This is a genomic window from Sphingopyxis sp. 22461 (genome assembly GCF_052044915.1).
GTDB lineage: Bacteria > Pseudomonadota > Alphaproteobacteria > Sphingomonadales > Sphingomonadaceae > Sphingopyxis.
This window is the reverse complement of sequence record NZ_JBQENY010000003.1, coordinates 402973-421542: the sequence shown is the minus strand read 5'-3', so window position 1 is coordinate 421542 and position 18570 is coordinate 402973. Positions and strand designations below refer to the sequence as shown.

At 65.6% G+C, this 18570-nt stretch carries 16 protein-coding genes; 5 read left to right on the top strand and 11 right to left on the bottom strand.

Annotation, left to right across the window (positions count from 1 at the left end; translation table 11 throughout):
* The first annotated feature begins 20 nt into the window (after positions 1-20).
* The 4 genes from ACTJI5_RS06990 to msrB all read left to right on the top strand — a co-directional run bounded on the left by ACTJI5_RS06990 (position 21) and on the right by msrB (position 4136).
* The gene (locus ACTJI5_RS06990) at positions 21-977 is read left to right on the top strand and encodes an ABC transporter ATP-binding protein (protein ID WP_440859796.1); all 957 of its coding nucleotides are present in this window, start codon (positions 21-23) and stop codon (positions 975-977) included.
* On the top strand, positions 974-2266 hold the full coding sequence (locus ACTJI5_RS06985) for an ABC transporter permease (RefSeq protein ID WP_440859795.1): 1293 nt from the start codon (positions 974-976) through the stop codon (positions 2264-2266). Before ACTJI5_RS06990 ends, ACTJI5_RS06985 begins: the two co-directional genes overlap by 4 nt.
* A 90-nt stretch (positions 2267-2356) precedes the next feature.
* Positions 2357-3607 (top strand): cytochrome P450, encoded by a 1251-nt coding sequence (locus ACTJI5_RS06980; RefSeq protein WP_440859794.1) that lies wholly within the window; start codon positions 2357-2359, stop codon positions 3605-3607.
* Positions 3608-3650: 43 nt separating this feature from the next.
* A complete protein-coding gene (msrB, locus tag ACTJI5_RS06975) occupies positions 3651-4136 on the top strand; it encodes a peptide-methionine (R)-S-oxide reductase MsrB (RefSeq protein WP_058539292.1) in 486 nt (161 codons plus the stop codon).
* A 4-nt stretch (positions 4137-4140) separates the two neighbouring features.
* Here msrB and ACTJI5_RS06970 read toward each other — a convergent pair whose 3' ends face one another.
* The 4 genes from ACTJI5_RS06970 to ACTJI5_RS06955 all read right to left on the bottom strand — a co-directional run bounded on the left by ACTJI5_RS06970 (position 4141) and on the right by ACTJI5_RS06955 (position 9912).
* Complete coding sequence (locus ACTJI5_RS06970; RefSeq protein WP_440859793.1) at positions 4141-6012, bottom strand: hypothetical protein; 1872 nt, start codon at positions 6010-6012, stop codon at positions 4141-4143.
* Positions 6009-6440, bottom strand: a complete 432-nt coding sequence (locus tag ACTJI5_RS06965) for a GtrA family protein (protein WP_440859792.1) — start codon at positions 6438-6440, stop codon at positions 6009-6011. The genes ACTJI5_RS06970 and ACTJI5_RS06965 overlap by 4 nt, the downstream gene beginning before the upstream one ends.
* A 25-nt stretch (positions 6441-6465) precedes the next feature.
* Complete coding sequence (locus tag ACTJI5_RS06960) at positions 6466-8001, bottom strand: NAD(P)/FAD-dependent oxidoreductase (protein ID WP_197411518.1); 1536 nt, start codon at positions 7999-8001, stop codon at positions 6466-6468.
* A 66-nt stretch (positions 8002-8067) separates the two neighbouring features.
* Positions 8068-9912 (bottom strand): hypothetical protein, encoded by a 1845-nt coding sequence (locus ACTJI5_RS06955; RefSeq protein WP_440859791.1) that lies wholly within the window; start codon positions 9910-9912, stop codon positions 8068-8070.
* A gap of 226 nt (positions 9913-10138) precedes the next feature.
* Here ACTJI5_RS06955 and ACTJI5_RS06950 point away from each other — a divergent pair, with 226 nt between their 5' ends.
* Positions 10139-11101 carry a patatin-like phospholipase family protein gene (locus tag ACTJI5_RS06950; RefSeq protein ID WP_439512705.1) on the top strand — a complete coding sequence of 321 codons (963 nt, stop codon included), beginning with the start codon at positions 10139-10141 and terminating at the stop codon, positions 11099-11101.
* 18 nt (positions 11102-11119) lie between these two features.
* Here ACTJI5_RS06950 and ACTJI5_RS06945 read toward each other — a convergent pair whose 3' ends face one another.
* The 7 genes from ACTJI5_RS06945 to rsmG all read right to left on the bottom strand — a co-directional run bounded on the left by ACTJI5_RS06945 (position 11120) and on the right by rsmG (position 18521).
* Positions 11120-11395, bottom strand: a complete 276-nt coding sequence (locus tag ACTJI5_RS06945) for a hypothetical protein (protein ID WP_439512706.1) — start codon at positions 11393-11395, stop codon at positions 11120-11122.
* Positions 11396-11509: 114 nt separating this feature from the next.
* Entirely contained in the window at positions 11510-11884 is a 375-nt protein-coding gene (locus ACTJI5_RS06940; protein WP_440859837.1) for a carboxypeptidase-like regulatory domain-containing protein, read from the bottom strand.
* Positions 11885-14303: 2419 nt separating this feature from the next.
* Positions 14304-15128, bottom strand: coding sequence for a fimbrial biogenesis chaperone (locus tag ACTJI5_RS06935; protein WP_440859790.1), 825 nt, complete (start codon positions 15126-15128; stop codon positions 14304-14306).
* Between the two features lie 189 nt (positions 15129-15317).
* Positions 15318-15815, bottom strand: a complete 498-nt coding sequence (locus ACTJI5_RS06930) for a DUF4402 domain-containing protein (protein ID WP_058539286.1) — start codon at positions 15813-15815, stop codon at positions 15318-15320.
* Between the two features lie 274 nt (positions 15816-16089).
* The gene (locus ACTJI5_RS06925) at positions 16090-17055 is read right to left on the bottom strand and encodes a ParB/RepB/Spo0J family partition protein (protein WP_440859789.1); all 966 of its coding nucleotides are present in this window, start codon (positions 17053-17055) and stop codon (positions 16090-16092) included.
* Complete coding sequence (locus tag ACTJI5_RS06920; RefSeq protein WP_062186227.1) at positions 17056-17838, bottom strand: ParA family protein; 783 nt, start codon at positions 17836-17838, stop codon at positions 17056-17058.
* The gene (rsmG, locus tag ACTJI5_RS06915) at positions 17835-18521 is read right to left on the bottom strand and encodes a 16S rRNA (guanine(527)-N(7))-methyltransferase RsmG (RefSeq protein ID WP_440859788.1); all 687 of its coding nucleotides are present in this window, start codon (positions 18519-18521) and stop codon (positions 17835-17837) included. Before rsmG ends, ACTJI5_RS06920 begins: the two co-directional genes overlap by 4 nt.
* Positions 18522-18570 lie beyond the last annotated feature (49 nt).

The window sequence follows — 18570 nt, the reverse complement described above, 5'->3', positions numbered from 1 at the left end:
CCAAGATTGGGGACCCGGGTTTGAGCGATTTCAGCGTCGAGGCGAATGGCCTCACCAAATATTTCGGCAATTACAAAGCGGTCGATCATGTGTCCCTCGCGGTGCCGACGGGCAGCATCTATGGCGTGCTCGGCCCCAATGGCGCGGGTAAGACGACGAGCCTGCGCATGACGCTCGGCATCATCGACCCCGATGAGGGCACAAGCCGCCTGTTTGGCGGGCAGCGGCCGCAGTCGGTGCGCCACCGCATCGGCTATCTTCCCGAGGAACGCGGGCTGTATCCGGGCATGAAAGCGCGCGAGGCGATCGCCTTCATGGGCGCGCTGCGCGGGCTCGACTGGAGCGAAGGCCGCCGCCGCGCCGCGGGCTTCATGACCGAACTCGGGCTCGAACGCGTGATCGACGAAAAGATCCGCAAAATGTCGAAGGGCATGGCGCAGATGATCCAGCTGATCGGATCGATCGTCCACGCCCCCGACCTCATCGTGCTCGACGAGCCTTTCTCGGGGCTCGACCCCGTCAATCAGGAGCGGCTCGAAATGCTCGTGCGGCGCGAGCGCGACCGCGGCGCGACGATTCTGTTTTCGACGCATGTCATGGCGCATGCCGAACGCCTCTGCGACCGCATCGCGATCATCGCGCGCTCGGCGCGCCGGTTCGAGGGCACCGTCGACGAAGCGCGCGCACTTCTCCCGATGCAGGTTCGCTACACGCCGCGAACCGCATGCGATTCCGCCGCAGTTGCAGCAAATCTCCCGGCGGGCGCTGAACTCCGCGGCGACGCTTGGCATTTCGCGATTCAAGACGCCGATGTTGAGCCTTTGCTCGCGCGAATCACCGCGAGCGGTCATGGCGTCACCGGCCTGTCGATCAGCCGCCCGGCGCTGCACGACGCGTTCGTCCATATCGTCCGGCAGGTCGACGCGGGATTCGACGCCGATGCCACCGAGGATGCCGTAGAGGAGGCCAGCGCATGACTCCCTTCATTCGCAGCATGTTCGTCGTTGCGCGGCGCGACTTTCTCGCGATCGTCGCGACGCCGACCTTTCTCCTCTTCCTGCTTGCCCCCTTGTTCATGGTCGCGATGGGGCTCGCCGGCGGCGTCGGGGCATCGCAGCTTGCCGACAGCGCGCGCGGCGCCGGCCGCATCGTCGTCGTTGCCGATCCGGCAGATATCGAGGCGCTTCGGGCCACCGATCAGCGTCTCCGGACTGGAATGACCCGCGAACCCGCACCGCTCGATATCCGGATCGCCAGCCCCGCCAACGGCGATCCCGTTGCGATCGCACGCGAAAAGGGCAGCGACACCTATGCCGTCATGAGCGGCCCCCTGACCACCCCCCGCATCGTCGAGCGCGAAAAGGGCAGCAGCGCGGGTCGCTATCTCGCGCTGCTTGCGGGCGATGTGCAGCGCGCGCGCGCCGCCGGGCCGATGCCATCCATCACCCCCGATTTCGAAGCGCTGTCGAGCGGCGGCACCAGCATCGCAGTGCAACAGTCGCTCGGTTTCGGCGCGGTCTTCATCATCTTCCTCCTGACCTTGCTGCTGGCGGGCCAGACGGTAAGCTCGCTCGCCGAGGAAAAGGGCAACAAGGTCATCGAAATCCTCGCCGCCGCGGTGCCGCTCGAAAGCGTCTTTCTCGGCAAGCTGCTCGGCATGCTCGGCGTCGCCGTGCTCTTTATCGCCTTCTGGATGATCGTCGCGATGGGGGGCGGGCTGATCGCCGCGACGCAGGTCGATCCCGCCGCGATCGCCGCCGCGGGCAAGGCCGGCAAGGCGACCGCCGCGCTCGTCTCGATGCCCGCGACGGGCTGGCCTTTCTTCCTCGGCATCGGTTTCGCCTATTTCATCCTGTCCTTCCTCCTGCTCGGCGCGGTCTTCCTCGGTGTCGGCGCGCAGGCGGGATCGGTGCGCGAAATCCAGATGCTCAGCCTGCCGATCACCATCTTCCAGGTCGGCATGTTCAGCCTGTCGGCCGGCGCCGCGAGCGCACCGGGCAGCGGCCTCGCCCATTTCGCCCAGATCTTCCCCTTCTCCTCGCCGCTCGCGATGGCTGCGCGCGCCGCGACCGACGATGCCAAGGCGGTCCATTTACTCGCGCTCGGCTGGCAGGCGATCTGGGTCGCGCTCGTCATCTTCCTGTCGGTCCGCCTGTTCCGGTCGGGCGTGCTCAGCGGCGGCAGCGGCTGGAAATTCTGGAGCCGTAACAAAGCGGTTGCGCCTGCCGCGGCGGCTGCGCAGGCCGCTTCGTCCCAGTCTCATTGACAAAGCTGTTAGCAGTGGCATTCTGCAACTGATTTCGCCGACGGCGGCAAGCGTCGCGGCGAGTCCTTTGCAAAGAGAGGAGGCCCCCCGATGGCGACTGCAGCGAAGCCCCAGCCTGTCACCCCCCAGCCTGTCACCCACGCCTATGACATGAGCCCCGCCGCGATCTATTCGGAAGATCGCTGGCAGGAGCCCTTCGCCGAACTCCGCAAAATGGGCGGCATCGTGAAGTGCGAGGACAGCGTCCACGGGCCTTACTGGAATATCGCGAGTCACCAGGCGATCCAGCATGTCGAGGCGCTGCCCGACATCTACAGCTCCTCTTGGGAATATGGCGGCATCACGATCCTCGAACGCGACGAGGACGAGGATTTCCGCCTGCCGATGTTTATCGCGATGGACCGGCCGCAGCACACCGACCAGCGCCGCACCGTCGCCCCCGCCTTCACCCCGGCTGAAATGACGCGCCTGTCCGAAGACATCAGGAACCGCACCGGCGAAGTGCTCGACGGCCTGCCGTGGGGCGAGACGTTCGACTGGGTCGACCGCGTGTCGATGGAACTGACGACGCAAATGCTCGCCATCCTGTTCGATTTCCCGTGGGAGGATCGCCGCAAATTGAGCGAATGGTCCGACTGGATGGGCGACGTCGAACTCGCGCAAAAGGCCGAGCTCAAGGAACAGCGCCGCGCGGTGCTCGAAGAAGCGTTCGTCTATTTCCAGCGCCTGTGGATGGAAAAGGCGAATCAGCCGCCAACCCCCGACCTCTTGTCGATGATGCTGCACAGCGAAGCGATGAGCCACATGGACAAATATGAGTTCATCGGGAATCTCGTGCTGCTGATCGTCGGCGGCAACGACACAACGCGCAACACCATGTCGGGACTCGCCTACGGCCTCGACCAGTTCCCCGAGCAGCGCGCGAAGCTCGAGGCCGATCCGGCGCTGATTCCGAATGCGGTCAGCGAGATCATCCGCTGGCAGACCCCGCTCGCGCATATGCGCCGCACCGCGCTCGCCGACACCGAGCTGTTCGGGCACAAGATCGCCAAGGGCGACAAGCTGATCCTCTGGTATCTGTCGGCGAACCGCGACGAAAGCGTGTTCAGCGACGCCGACGACATCGACCTGACGCGTGAAAACGCGCGGCGGCACCTGTCTTTCGGCTATGGCGTCCACCGCTGCGTCGGCGCACGCCTCGCCGAATTGCAGCTGCGCATCCTGCTCGAGGAAATGGCGGCGCGGCGCATGCGCGTGACCGTGACGGGCACCCCCGAGCGCGTCCACGCCTGCTTCGTCCACGGTTTCCGGTCGATCCCCGTCCAGATCGAGAAATATTGACGCGCGCTTGTAACCCTTCGGCCCCGGCGCACGTATCGAGGATATGATCGAACGTCGTCATCTCCTCGGCGGACTCGCGCTCGGCGGCGCCATCATCGGCGCACCGATGCTTTTCGCCAAATCGTCGCGTCCGAAGGCACAAGCCGGTTGGCAGCTTTCCGATGCCGAATGGAAAAAGCGCCTGTCACCGCTGCAATATCGCGTGCTCCGCGAAGCGGCGACCGAGCGCCCCTTCACCAGCCCGCTCGACAAGGAAAAGCGCGCCGGCACCTTCGACTGCGCCGGCTGCGCGCTGCCGCTCTATTCGAGCCGGACCAAATTCGACAGCGGCACCGGCTGGCCGAGTTTCTGGGCACCGCTGAAGGGCGGAATCGGCACATCGACCGACCATGAACTCGGCTATGCGCGCACCGAGGTGCATTGCAAACGCTGCGGCGGCCATCTCGGCCATGTCTTCAACGACGGGCCGAAACCGACGGGCAAGCGTTATTGCATGAATGGCGCGGCGCTGACCTTCCGCCCCGCCTGACCTTTTACTCGGGCTTCACCCGCCACACCGACAGCCCGGCGCGCGACGCGATCGGCACCGCTTCGAGCCACGCCGGCGGCGTTCCGGCGTAGAGCTGCGCCGCGAGCGCATCTTTACGCGCGCTGCGATATTTGGCGAAATCGTTGGCGGTCCGGCAAAATATGATCAGGGTCGCCGCCTGCTTGCGGACCAGCGCCTCGGCGTGTCCGGGGTCACCGGCAAAGACGCGGATCGAGTCCGCCATCGCCTCCTTGTTGCGATGATGCGGCGTCGCGACCAGGCTGTGGTGCGTCCAGAAAATCACCGGCGCGCCCAGATCGATCGGGGTCAGGATCGTCGTCGTCGGCAGGCGGTTCAGCTCGGCGATCGCCGCGGGATTGAGGCAGTCCTCCTGGTAGGGATTTACCGCGGCGACCTCTTCGATGGCCTTGTCCTCTTCGGCGTTCAGCGACGGGATCACCAGCCCGAGCACGGCTGCCACCGCCATGCTGCCGAACAGCGGCAGCGTCAGCGCGGCGGCAGCCGACGCAAGGATACGCAACAAGGTCGATGGAATCGTCCGCGCCCATGCCCAGGCGCGCAGGCCGAGCCACGCGCAGCCCGGCAACGCAAAGACATGGGCGGTCGAAACGCTGCGCAGGACGAGCAGCGACAGCGCCGCCGCCCCGAGCAGCGCAACGATGATCGTCGCCCAATTCCTGCGGTCGATGGCCGCCGAGCAGCTCCGCCACGCGAGCAATGACCCGGCGAGACCGATCAGCGATGGCACGAGCACGTGGATCGCACTGGACGGCGGCGACATCCACAGGGGCTGGCCCTCGAGGACATTAAGATACCAATATTGCACGACGATCGGATCGAGCGCGGCAAAGGGGCCGTTCGCGCATTGCGGTTCGGTCCACACCAGCGCCCCCGCCGCCGACAGGCCGGCCAGTCCCAGCAGCAGGAAGCGAACCCACGGCTGGTCCGGTTTGGCGCGCGCGGCCGCGAAAGTCACCGCGGCGGCGGCGATGAACGCCGCCATATAGGGCGCCGAAAGCGAATCGCACCAGTTGCCGAGCAGCCCCTCGGGGCCGCGCGTCGCAAACTGGAGCAGCAGCGCGCCGCCCGCGAGTGCGCCCATATAGCCGCAAAGCCGGGTGCGATCCTCGGCGCGTCCGTGGAGCGCCCAGCGCAGCGCGGCAAGGCCGGCAAACAGCGCGACGATCGGCAGCCCTTCGATCGACACCGCGAGCAGCGCCGCGGCGAACAATCCGCCGAGCAGGCCCGCCTGCCAGCTTGCCGGCCGAAGCGCCTGCGCCATGATCAGCATCGCGAGGAATATCTGCCAGCCGTGATGGTCGACCCGAAGCGGGCGGAACTGCACCAATATATAACCCGACATGATCAGGAAGAGCGGCACGGCATAGGCGATCCGCCGGTCGGACAGACCCCGATAACCGAGCGCGCAGGCGACGCTGAGCGCCGCGCCGAGCAGCGGCGGCCACAAGGTCATCACGATCCGTTCGGCCATCGCCTGCCCGAACAGCGGTTTCAGCAGCAAGATGCCCGCCGCCAGCGGCGCATCGACGATGCGCGACCAGTGCATCAGCACCCCGCCGCCCGCCGGATTGACGCGATATTGCGAGAGATCCCACCAGCCCTGCCCCGCAAGGAGATCGCGGACCTGCGCCATGCGCATCGCGTCGTCGGTATCCGACAGATCGAGCGCGCCGATTGCCTGCCATTTCGCGATGATCGCGACGAGGCTCATCGCCCCCCAGATAATCAGCGCGATGCGGACCGGGGTGAACCACGGGCTCAGCACGATGCCACCGGATCCCGGTGCGCGAACGGATGGCTCCGCGCCCGCGGGAAGCGCGGACGCGTCGCTCATGCCGTGACAGCCCGGAACACGATATGGCGGCGCAGCAAATAGGTCGTCTGAAAGCTGACGATGATCGCCGCGAGCTTTGCAAGCCGCGGATCGAGGCCGAGCGCGCTGCCGCCGCCGACGATCGCGGTCGTGACAGCCAGACCGACGAGCGCCGACCCGACAAATAGCAGTTTCTGGCGTTGGCGTTCACCGGTGCCGCGCGCCGCGGCGCCGTCGGCAAAGACGAGCCGGCTCGACACCAGCCAGTGCACGAGAATCCCGGCGCAATAGCCCGTCGCCGACGCCGTTACGGGCGACAGCCCGGCGTCGAGCAGCAGCAGGAAGAGCCCCGCATCGCTGCCGAGCGCGAGCCCGCTCGCGAGCAGATAGTTCAGCCAGCGAATCTCGCCGCGCCGCACCGACGCGATCAATCTGGTCACCGGTAGCATGGCGCCGATCCCCCCGGCCAAGCGCTTACGCGGCCTTCGCCACGCGCGTGGGAACCTCGCGGACCGACGCCAGCGCCGCCTGCTCGCCCTCGGTGCCGCTTTCATGATATTCGGCATCTTCGTTGACGCCCCAGATATCATAGAGTTTTTCGCCCGCGACGATGTTGCGCACCGTCAGCATCGCGGTCATCATCGCATGATCCTGGTTGTTATAGCGATGCATGCCGTTGCGCCCGACCATGTGCAGCGTCGGATAACGCGCCTCCAGCTCGCTGCGCATCGTCTCGACATGCTTGGCATAATCATCGTCATACACCGGATAGGCTTTTTCCTGCCGCACCACCGCGCCGCCGACGACATCTTCCGGATCGCAAAGACCCAGGATTTCCATTTCCTTCGTCGCCAGCGCGATCAGTTTTTCGTCGCTCGACGCCCAGAGCCCGTCGCCCTCGAAACAGAAATATTCTAGGCCGACGCACGCAAGTTCGGGGTCGGGCACCATTTCGGGCGACCAGCTACGGAAATTCTGCACCCGGCCGACCTGCACCTTGCTGTCGTGGATATAAATCCAATTGTCGGGAAACAGATCCTCGGAGCGAATCTTGAGCGCGACGGTCAGAAAGTCGCGATATTTGAGGTTTGGCGCGGCGCTGAGCGCCGACGCGGGCAGCGGATGGATGCGCGCCGCGAGTTCGCGCATCGGCGCCGAGCTGATGACATGCGCGGCATCGATCACGACATCGCCGTCGGGGCCGTTCGCGGTCATCCGCCAGCGGCCCGTCTTCTGATCCTGCGTGAGCTGCTTGAAGCTGTGGCCCATCAGCACATGGTTGCCGCCCGCGACGACCTTGTCGCGCGCCGCGTCCCACATCATGCCGGGGCCCAGCCGCGGATAACGAAAGGTTTCGAGCAGGGTCTTGGTCGCCATGCCGTCGTTCGGGCGCTTGTTAAGCCCGAGGCTGCGCTTCAGCCCGTCGATCACTGCACCGCCGAGGCTAAGCCCCTTGATGCGCTGCGCCGCCCAGTCGGCCGACATTTCATCGCACGGCATGCCCCACACCTTCTCGGTATAGGTCTTGAAAAAGATCGAATAGAGTTTCCGCCCGAACTGGTTGATCGTCCAGTCCTCGAAGCTGCGGACATTCTTGTTCGGCAGCAGCTTCGCCTGCGCATAGCTGACCATGCACAGCGTCGAGCGAAAGATGCCAAGGTTCCACAGCGCCTCGAAAGCGCGCAACGGATAGGAATAGAATTTGCCCTCATAATAGATGCGGCTCATCCGCGGGCGCTCGATGAAATCGTCGGGAAGAATCTCGTTCCAAAGGTCGACGACTTCGCGGCTCTTTGAAAAGAAGCGGTGGCCGCCGATGTCGAAGCGAAAGCCCTCATGCTCGACCGTGCGACTGATCCCGCCGACATAGACCGGGTCCTTTTCGATCACCGTCACGCTGTACCCCTGCTGGGTCAGCTGATAGGCGGCTGTCAGTCCCGCGGGACCGGCGCCAATGATGGCGACGTCGGCGCTCGTCGGACGGCTTTTCGACACTTGGGCGTTGGTCACTTCGATATTCCCCCACACAGGCAAATTGCTGTCCGTCGCAATGGAGGAAACATGGATAAGAAACGGTTAATGGAAGGAAGGATTTCGCTCTAACCGCGGGCTTTGCTTGGCGGACGCGACGATGCGATACACATGAAAAGAGCCCGAGGAGAGCCTCGGTTGTGGTTCCAGCCAATCGACCGGCTGACGGTGCAGCAAATGCGCAGCCAATCCATGCGGGCGGGCGGCCGCCAGAGGCGCGATGTCATTCTCGCAGAACACCAGATATTGCGCCCCTCCCTCGCTGACCAAAAGCCGCGCCGCGGCGGGCGGCGCGAGAAAGGCCGACACGACGCGATTGATCGTCGCATGGTTGCGGTGATGGCCCGTTGTCACCACGCTGTGCGGCGTGCTGACCAAGAGGGTCGGCGCAATATTGATCGATGCAAAGAGAAGCGCCGGAGGTTCGCCGGCAAGCGCCGGACGGCCTTGCGACAGGCAGACCGGGTTGCTGCCGCTCGCCGCCGCCGTCGCTGACCCGGCTTTCAGCAACGAAAGGTTGAAACCCAACGCCATGGCAATCGTCGGAATTGACAGCAAAAGGAACAGCGTTCCGGTCAGGCGGCGCCAAATGCTCGACCCCGCATCTCCCCAGCGCCAAAAGGCCAGCGCGAGCGCGGCAAACGCCGGGATCATATAGGCATGGGCCACGGCGAGCGAGCGGATCACCAGAACCGCCATGATCGCGCCGAACAGGATCATTAGGCCAAGGCGCCCCCAATTTTCGGCTTCGGGACGACCCCGCGCCCGGAGCCAGGCCCACAAGGCCGCTCCCAAGCCGATAACAGTGGTAAGGATATAGGCCGCCCTCCGCGCGGGCACCTGCTCCCACAAAGGCCGTCCTTCGAGAATCGGTTCATACCAATAGGTGCGGACAAGCGGTTCGAGTTCGCCAAACGGCCCCGCCAGGCAAGCCGTCCCCGTCAGGACAAAGCCCGCCGCAAAGACGATCCCCGCTGCCCCGACGATCGACACGCGCTGGCCAAGCGAAGCGGTCCAGCGGGGCGGCGCGGTCAAGGCAATCAGGAACACCGCCCCGGCCGCGGCGGTGGCAAGCAGATAGGGCAAGGAGAAGCTGTCGCAAAAAACGGTCGAGAGATAGGCCGCACCCCGGAACGGCAGCGACCAGAGCGCGGGGAGCAGGATCATCCCGGCCGAAAAACCGCGGAGCCGGCTCGCCTTGGCCGGATCGCGCAGCCAGTCAAAGACAAAGAGCGCCCAGAAAAGACCCAGGAAGGGAAATCCTTCCAGCGAAATCTCGACATAGATGCTCGCCGCGAGCGCCGACCATAATCCGTTCGCGAAGCTCGCCGGCCGCAGCGCGAGCCACAGAAGAATGACCGAGAGCAACACCTGCCAATTGTGATGATCGATATTGAGCGGGGCGAAATGATGGAGATAGCTGATCGTCGTCGCCGCGATCGCGAGGCCGATGAAGACGAACGGCCGGTCGCCCAAAATCTGCAATATCCGGGAAAAGACGAGCAGCAACGGCAGCGCCAGCAGCGGCGGATAGATCGCCAGCACCCAGCGCTCGGCGGTTTGCGGATCGACGAACAGGCTGAACAGATCGATCAGCACAACGATCGGCGCATCGATGAACCGCGACCAATGCGTCGGCCCGCCCCCACCGCCCGGGTTGGTGCGATACTGCGCCGTGTCGAACCAATTTTGTCCGCCAACCAGGTCGCGCACCTGCGCCAGCCGCATCGCATTGTCGGGATCGGAAAAGGCCAGGTTCGCGATCGCGTCGCGATGCAGAAACAGGCTGGCAACAACGAAGCCCAGCCACAGGATCAACGCCAGCCGATCGGGCGAAAGTGCGGCGGCAGAACCCGCATCATGGCGCGTTTTTGCCACCGTCGCGGCCATCCGTCTCTCCTATGGCCATATCCAGCCCCGCCGCTCTCCATAGCTATTGCGCGCTAAAGACTGGTTAATGTCGTGGTAGCGATGGACGTGCGCGGTGGCTCTTTCCCTGCCGATCATGGCTAAAAATCGGTTACCGGCATCCTGTGTTTCTGCGCGAAGCGCCGCTTCGCCACTTGGGGCGGCACCCGGCTTGCGGTAAACTGGCGCCGATCAAGGAGACGCAGGCATGGCAGGCGGTCTGGCAATCGTATTGAGCGGCGGCGGCGCGAAAGGCGCCTTTCAGGTCGGCGTCGTCCACGAACTCGTCGTCAATCGGGGCGTTCGCCTCGACATCGTCGCGGGCGTATCGACCGGCGCGATCCAGGCGCTCGGCGTCGCGCAGGACGATGTGCCGGGGCTGCTCGATGCCTGGCTCGGCATTCGCGGCAACAGCTCGATCTACAAATCGCGCCCGCTCGGCGTCGTCGGCGGGCTGCTCGGCGAGGATGCGCTCTACGACACCGCACCGCTCAAACGGCTGCTCAAGGGCTTCGCGAACGACGCCAAACTGCGCGCGAGCGGGCGCAAGCTGCTCCTCGGCGTCGTCAACCTCGGGACCGGCACCTATCGCAGCATCGACGAAAGCGTGCCCGGCATCCACAATTGGGTCTATGCGAGCTGCGCGATGCCGCTCTTTTTCGACCCGCTCAAGACGCGCGCGAGCGACGGGACCGAGGAACAATGGGTCGACGGCGGGGTGCGCGATGTGACGCCCTTGAGTTCCGCGCTCGAAATGAACCCGCGCGGGGTGATCGCGGTGCGCGCCTCGCCCGCGCCGCGGCCCGGCCCGGTTCGCGTCTTTCCCAATTTGATCAAGATCGGGCTGCGCGCGGTCGACATCCTCCAGTCGGAAGTGTCGGCGAACGACCTCGCCGGCGCGGCGCTGATCAACGACCTGATCGCCGCGCGCGAGGGCCAGCTTCGTGCGCTCCAGAACGAAGGCATCGGCGGCGCGCAGGCGGCGCGTATCCTCCGCCCACTCGACGTCCAGATCGCACGCTATCGCTTCGCACCGATCCGCATCATCGAACCCGAGGAGGAAGTCGCCGAAACGCTCGAATTCAACCCGGCGAAAATCCGCGCCGCGATCGACGCCGGCCGCCGCGCGGTCGACCGCGAATGGGACGCGCTCGAACCGCTGCTGAGCTGAAGCGACGCGGAAGCGCCGCTATCGGTTCACCGACAGGCGCGCTTTTCGGGCCTCTTCGCAAAATTCCCCGCGTTCGGCACACGCCGCTTCCAGCGCCCGGATCGATTTTTCCCATTGCGCGGCAACATAGGGATCCTTCGCAATGACCGGCGAATAGACCTGCCTCTGCTGCGCTTCCCCCATCGGGCCGCGATCGATCGAAGATCGCAGGGCGCCGTCATTCCGCGGCGAGGGTACCGCGGAAACCAGCACCGCAAGGAATCCCGCTGCCGCAAGCAGCAGGCCCAGCGTCACTGCGATCCACACCGTTTTTCTCACGTCATCGCCTTCCGGGGCCGACCTCGTTGCGGTGCTTCATCCCTTTCCCCGCGCGGCGCGGCAAGAAAATTGTCGATTCTTCCGAGGCCGCTACGGTCGGCGCTCCTCTTCCTCCGGCGGCCCGCGTGCGCTGTTTCCGCCCGGTGGGGTCTCATCACGCAGCGCGACGTCGCGACGCAGCGGCTTCAGTATCAGCGCGCCGAGCCGGACGCGCGGCGTCGCCTTACCCGGCGCCGCGCCCACAGCGAAATCGCCGTCGAGCCGCAGCGCCGCCGCCGACGCCTTGCCCAGCCGGACCGTGTAACGCCCGTAAGCGACGCCCTCGAACAGAAAATATCCGTCGAACTCGGTGATCGTCGTCGCGCGCACGCGTCCTTCGGCATCGACGAGTTCGACGCCGAGTCCCTCGATCGGGTTGCCGCCATCGCGGCGAACGGTCCCCTCCACCTCGCCCGCCGCGGTCATCGGCAGCGCGNCGACCCCCGGCCGCGGCGACACGACCACCCCCGGCAGCGCCGGCTGGACATAAGGATCGGGCAGGCTGCCCGCGTCGATCCCGATCATCACGGGGCGGAAGGGTTCGAGCCCGTCGATCGCCCCCCGCCCGTCGCGGTCGGTCGCCGCCTCGACAGCGGCATTGCCTGCGGTCAGCGGGACACCGGGCAGCGCCGCCTCACCAGGCTGGCGGATGCCGTCGCCATTGTCGTCCATCCACACGTCGGCGATGACCTGCCCGCGGCTTGCGAGCTTCTCGGCGGATACGCGCCAGCGACCGTTCGATTTGGGGCCGAAGCTGAAAGCGAGCGCAATCGACGCCGCGATCGACCCGTCGCTTGCGACCTCGCCGAACCCTGTCAGCTGCAACTTGTTGAAACGGCGTGTATATCCTAGCCCTGCGCGTGCGCGATCGAGCCCTCGGTCATATCCGAGCTCGGTCCGCCATTCGGCCTCGCCCTTCCCCGCCCATTCGCCGATCAGCGTCATGCGCGTATCGCTATTGTCCCCGGCCAGCGCGAACCGCGCCTCGCCCCGGACGCGAACGCGCCCGATGCGGGCATTGGCGAGCAGGGTGGCCGAGAGGTTGTCGGGCGGATCGGGGCCGACGGGCACCTTCGTCCGGCTCCAGTCGAGCTGGCCGGTGAAGGTCAGCGCGCGAAAGCTCGCCGACGCGCGCGCGCTGGCCTCGAGGCTTTCGATCCCCGAACGCCGCTCGACCTGCCGCACGTCGAAATGGAGCGGCAGTACCGTCCGCCCGAGCGTCACCGACTGATCGACCGAAATCGAATATTGGCCGTTGATATTGCCGAGGGAACGGTCCGACACGAACCCGCCCCAGCCGCGCATCGCATCGGCGCGCACATATGTTTCGCCGAACGCCGCCAGCCAGCTCGCGCGCGCCGCCACGCCGCCATTGTCGGCATAGGATCCGCCAACCTCGAGCAAGGTCGGCCCGATCGAGCGGCGCAGCGCGACCTCGCCATAATTATACCGGACATTCTCGATCAACAGGCTGTGGACATAGGCCGCGGCCGACGTGCGCGTGTCGAGCCCGCGCTCGATTCCCAGCGTTCCACGCCAGCCGCGCCGGAACGCCCCGCGCCGGCGGCTGCCGAATTCGATCAGGTCGGCATTTTCCTGCGCGAAGCCCGCCCAATACCAGGTCTGCTGCGGCGGGATCGAATCCATGCCGACCTGAACCTGCCTGATTTCGCGCCGGACCTGTCCCTGCGGCCCGTACAGCACGATCTCGAACCGGTTCGCGCCATATTGCAGCGGCACGTCGATGAATTCATAGCGCCCGTCGCCATTCGGGCTGGTGAAGGCGAGCAATTGCCCGTTGCGATACAGCTCGGCGTCCCAGCCGGCGGGCAAATCGCCGCGAAAGGTCGTTTTGTCGAACGCGTCGGGGCGCTCGATCGGGCGATTGGTGAGCACCGCGCCGCGCCCCGGCGCCGACGCCGCGACGATTCCCGTCGACAGCAGGCTGACGTCGCCCACCCCATAATGCGTCGCCTTCAGCGGCCCGAGCAATCGCCCTTGCTGATCGGTGCGATAGAGCCGCATCCGCAAACTGTCGGGCACGCCTTCATTGTCCGAAGACAACCGCGCGTCGAAGCTCTGCCTGAGCACCTCGCCCGCCGCAAAAATCTCGTAACGTCCCTGGACATAGGATCCGCCGCGCTTGTCCGACACGACGCCCGCCGACGCGACGACATCGACCGACGGCGTCGCCCATGCCTGATACGGCCGCGCCGCCTGCGGCAGGCTCGCGAGGTCGAACTGCGCCTGCGGGCGGATCGCCGCGGCGCGCGCGCGGCGTTCGGCGGCGAGCTGGAACGGCAGCTTGTCCTTCGAATCGATCCGCAGCACCGCGTTCGACAGGTCGGCAGCAAGCGGCACACCCAACCAACTATTAAGACTATCGAGATCGACGCACCAGCCCGCGGGCGTGTCGCGGATCGTCGTCACATTCAGCCGAAAACTCTCGCTCCCCGCGCGCACTTCGCCCGCGTCGCGGTCGATCGTCAGGCTGCGCCGCTCGTCGAACACCCAGCCGGTTGCGCGGCGCAACTTCTTGTCGACGCGCACCGCGAGGTCGAGCGCGAGCACGACGTCGCCGAGGTCGACGCAAATCCCCTGCGGGGTCTGATAGCCGCGCACCCCGTCGCCGAGGCGATATTGCCCCGAGCGCACGTCAAACAGCCAGCTGTCATCCTCGTTCGGCGCCCAGCTATCGCTCGACACGGAAACAGGCTTTTTCTCAATGGCTTCGGCGCCGGCAGGAACAAGCCCCACCAGCGCCAGCCCGGCCAGTATCGCCGGTTTCCATCGCGAGAGCGCCGCGCGGATCATCGCCCGCCCGCTTCGCTCCGTTCCTATCCGATCATTTCACCACCCGCTCGGCCTCGTCGATCGTGCCGCCGCCGATTTCGCGGTCTTCGCTGTAGCGAATATGCACCGGCCCCTTCAGCTTCGCCGCGAGATCGCCCGGAACGCGGAGCGACACCTTGCGCGCGCCGACCTCGGGATAGACCGCGATGCCGCGTGCGACGAGCAAGGGCTCGGCGACCCCCGGCCGCGTCACCTCGATATCGCCATAGACCGATCGGTTGCCCGTGCGCGAAAGGTCGAAATTGAACGCCGGTCCGTCCTGGGTCTCGCTCACCCACGCCGCGCCGATCGACGCGTCGGCACCGAGATCGCCCACGCGGACGATCACCGGGATCGTGATGCCATAAATCGGTGTGAGCGCGATCGACACGCCCTCGCCTGCCGGCTTTGGCTCGGCAGACGCTGGCGCCGCGTCGGGAACCGCACGAAACAGCATATGCGCGCGATATTCGCCCGGCGGCGTGCCTTCGGGCAAACGCACCCCGATGCGCACCACCTGCGGCTGGTTCGGCGGCAGGGTGACGCGGCGCGGGCTGAAGACGATCATGTCGAGCGCGGTCCGCTCGGCCGCCGTTACATTCTCCTCGGCGATCTCGTCGAGCCCGCCCTCGGCGGTCATCCTTTTGATCTCGAGGCTGATGCGATAGGTCGCGGGCTCGCTGCCGATATTGTTGAGCACCACTTCGGTCCCGCGCGATCCGTCGAGGATCACGCGCGTCGGCGCGACGAGCAAGTCGCCCGCCGCCAGCGCGGGCGATGCCGCGGCGCCGAGCGCAGCCGCGGTGAACAGGCCAAGGGCCTTCAAAAAGCGAAGCATTGGATACGATCCCCACAATCGTCCGGGAAACGGCCCCACACCGTCCCGATGGTCGCATCCTGCCTGCACCGACATGGTTGATATTTCGCTAACTATGCGGACCTCGGCCGCAAAAAAGGGGTCGCCGAACGATGTCCGGCGACCCCATTTTAACGGCTGGCGGATCTCGGCCCGCCAGGCCCCCCAACCTTATTGGTAGTTCGCGGTCACATTGAACGTGCCCGAATAGTCGCCCGACGCCTGGTTGGCGCCAACGCTCAGCGTGCCGCCGACCTGAAAGCTGCCCCCGGTCGTGCCCAGCGTGATGTTCGGCGACGAATAGGTCAGCGTTGACGACATCGTGCCGCCGAGCGAGCCGTTGAGCGTCACGCTCGAATCGCCGCCGACCAGCACGACGGCACCGTTGGTGCCCTGGACGTTATAGCTGCCCGCCGTCGTCGTCCCCGTGCAGGTCAGGCCCGCGCCGCAGGTCGCGGCTCCAGCGGTCGACACTGCGACGGTCGAGGCGGTCGCGCCGCTGATGATCGTCGCATATTGCAGGTCGCTGGTCTTGGTGAGCGTGATCTGGCGCAGGATCTTGGCCGTCGCCGTGCCGGTGGCCGACGCCGCATGCGCCGCCGAGGCGTTCATGGCGAGGGCAGCAATCGCGGCGCCCGCGAGGGCGCGCTTCATTCCATAGTTGCGCATATGATTTGGTCCCTTGAATTCGGTCTAAATTCGAATGGAAATCCCACCCCATTCGCCGACCTCTTTAAGGGAAGATCTGTTCAGCCTTTGCCAGCAAGATTGGTTAACGGCGTGTCAAGGATTGGTCCGCGCTAGCCAATATAAATGTTATAAATTAGACAGTTAGTATGGTATTCCGCGGGTCGCAGGGACCGTGCTTCGCTCGCTAACGACCCGGACTGGCACAATCAGGCACGCCGGGGCAAGACTCACGAGCGCCCCGGCACCGCGCAGATCAGATCGATTCGCCCGACAACCGCTGGCAGATCATATCGAGCTGATCGAGCGATGCGAATTTCAGCGTCAGCGCGCCCTTGCCCTCGCCGGCATAATGAATCGCGACACCGATTCCGAGCAGTTCGGACAGATGCCGCTCAACCGCGACGATGTCGGGATCGCGGCCGCCGTCGGCGCTCCTATATTCGACCGGTGCCTTGCGCGGCGCGTCGCCGCCCTTGCCCGCACGCACCAGCGCCTCGACCGCGCGGACCGACAGCCCCTCCTTCGCGACGCGGCGCGCGATCGCCTCGGCGTCGGTCGCCCCGATCAGCGCGCGCGCGTGGCCCATCGCGAGCGACCCGTCGCCGACCAGCGTTTGCACGCTCGCGGGCAGGTCGAGCAGGCGCATCAGATTCGCGACATGACTGCGCGACTTGCCGACCAGCTTCGCCAGCGCTTCCTGATTATGTCCGAAATCCTCGATCAGGCGGCGATAGGCGCTCGCCTCTTCGATCGCGTTGAGGTCCTGCCGCTGGATATTCTCGACGAGCGCGATCTCGTAAGTCGCGGCATCGTCGAGTTCGCGCACAAGCGCGGGAATCTGGTGCAGCCCCGCGCGCTGCGCCGCGCGCCAGCGCCGTTCGCCGGCGACGAGCTGAAACCCCTCGCCGTCGGGCGAACGTCGGACGATGATCGGCTGGAGCAATCCGCGCAGCCCGATCGAATCGGCAAGCTCGGCAATCGCATTTTCGTCGAAATGGCGACGCGGCTGGCCCGGCAACGGGCGAATCGCGCCGACGGGGACATGCTGCACCGAATCGCCCGTTACCGGCGTCGCCTTCGCTGCCGCCCCGGGAGTCGCGAGCACCGGTGCCTCGACCGCGACATCGCCGAACAGGGCATTGAGCCCGCGGCCAAGGCCCGAAGGTCGCTTGCGCGCGGGCGTCGATTCCGATCCTGTTTCGTCTTTATTATCAGACATTTATGCAGCCTTGCGGACGTTGGGAAGCCGGTCGATCAACTCGCGCGCGAGCGCGATATAGGCGGCCGATCCGGCGCAGCGATGATCGTAAATCAACGCCGGCAAGCCATGGCTCGGCGCTTCGGACAGGCGAACGTTGCGCGGGATTACCGTTTCGAACACGACCGGGCCGAGCACTTCGCGCACATCGTCGGAGACCTGATCGGTCAGCCGGTTGCGGCGGTCGAACATCGTCAGCGCAACACCAAGGATCGACAATTTCTGGTTGAAGCGCTCGCGCACGCGCTCGACCGTCGTGAGCAGCTGGCTCAGCCCCTCGAGCGCGAAAAACTCGCACTGCAGCGGCACGATCAGCGATTCGGCCGCGATCAGCGCGTTGAGGGTCAGCATGCCCAAGGATGGCGGGCAGTCGATCAGGCAGATATCCCACTGCCCCGCCTCGGCGCTCGACAGCGCCTGTTGCAGGCGGTGCAATCGGTCCTGAAATTCGATCAGCTCGATCTCTGCGCCCGAGAGGTCGACCGTCGCGGTGACGATATCGAGCCGCGGCACCGCAGTCGGAATCGCGCATTCGGCGAGCGTCGCGTCGCCGCGCAGCAACTCATAGCTCGAACATTCGCGTTGCGACTGCTTGATTCCGAGCCCCGTCGACGCATTGCCCTGCGGATCGAGGTCGATGATCAGCGTGCGCCAGCCGGTTGCCGCGAGCGCGGTCGCCAGATTGATCGCCGTCGTCGTCTTGCCGACCCCGCCCTTCTGGTTCGCCACGGCAATGCGGATCATCGCTTTCCTCGCTGTTTGGCCGCGATTTTTCCCGTGCCCACCAAAATCTGGCTGTCGGCGTCGGTGCGGCTCTGTTCCACGTGGAACATTCTCTGCCATGGCTGGGGCAGCAAAGCCAGTTCCTTAACCGCGTTTCGCCCCTTTGGCAGTAACCATCGCGTCGATTCGGTGGAAAAACGAGCGGATAAGTCGAGCAGCTTGTCGAGCGGGGCAAAAGCACGCGCGCTGATCGTCGCTCCGGGCCGGATCTCGATCCGTTCCAAAGGCGCCTCGACGACCTCGACATTTGCCAGACCCAGCTCCGCAGCGACAGTCCGCAGGAAATCACAGCGCCGCTTGCGCGATTCAACGAGCAGCATCGGGCGCGAACTCAATATGGCGATAACAAGCCCCGGCAACCCCGCGCCGCTCCCGAGATCGATCCAGAGACCGTCACCGTCGCGCGTATCGAAAGACAAGAGCTGGGCGCTGTCGGCAATATGCCGGACCCACATCGTCGGGATTGTCGACGCAGCGATCAGATTCTGCCGGTCGTTCTCGGCAACAAGCTTGGCAACAAAGCGGTCAAGCTTTTCCCACTGATCCGGTGTCGGCGCGAACGCTTCGCCAATCCAGGCGCGCGCGGCGTCTTCACTCTCCAATGGCTTTGAGACGTCGGACAAGCTGCCCCCTTTCTTCGTCATTCCCGCGAAGGCGGGAATCCCGCTCTTTCCATTCCCTGCAATCCGCCAA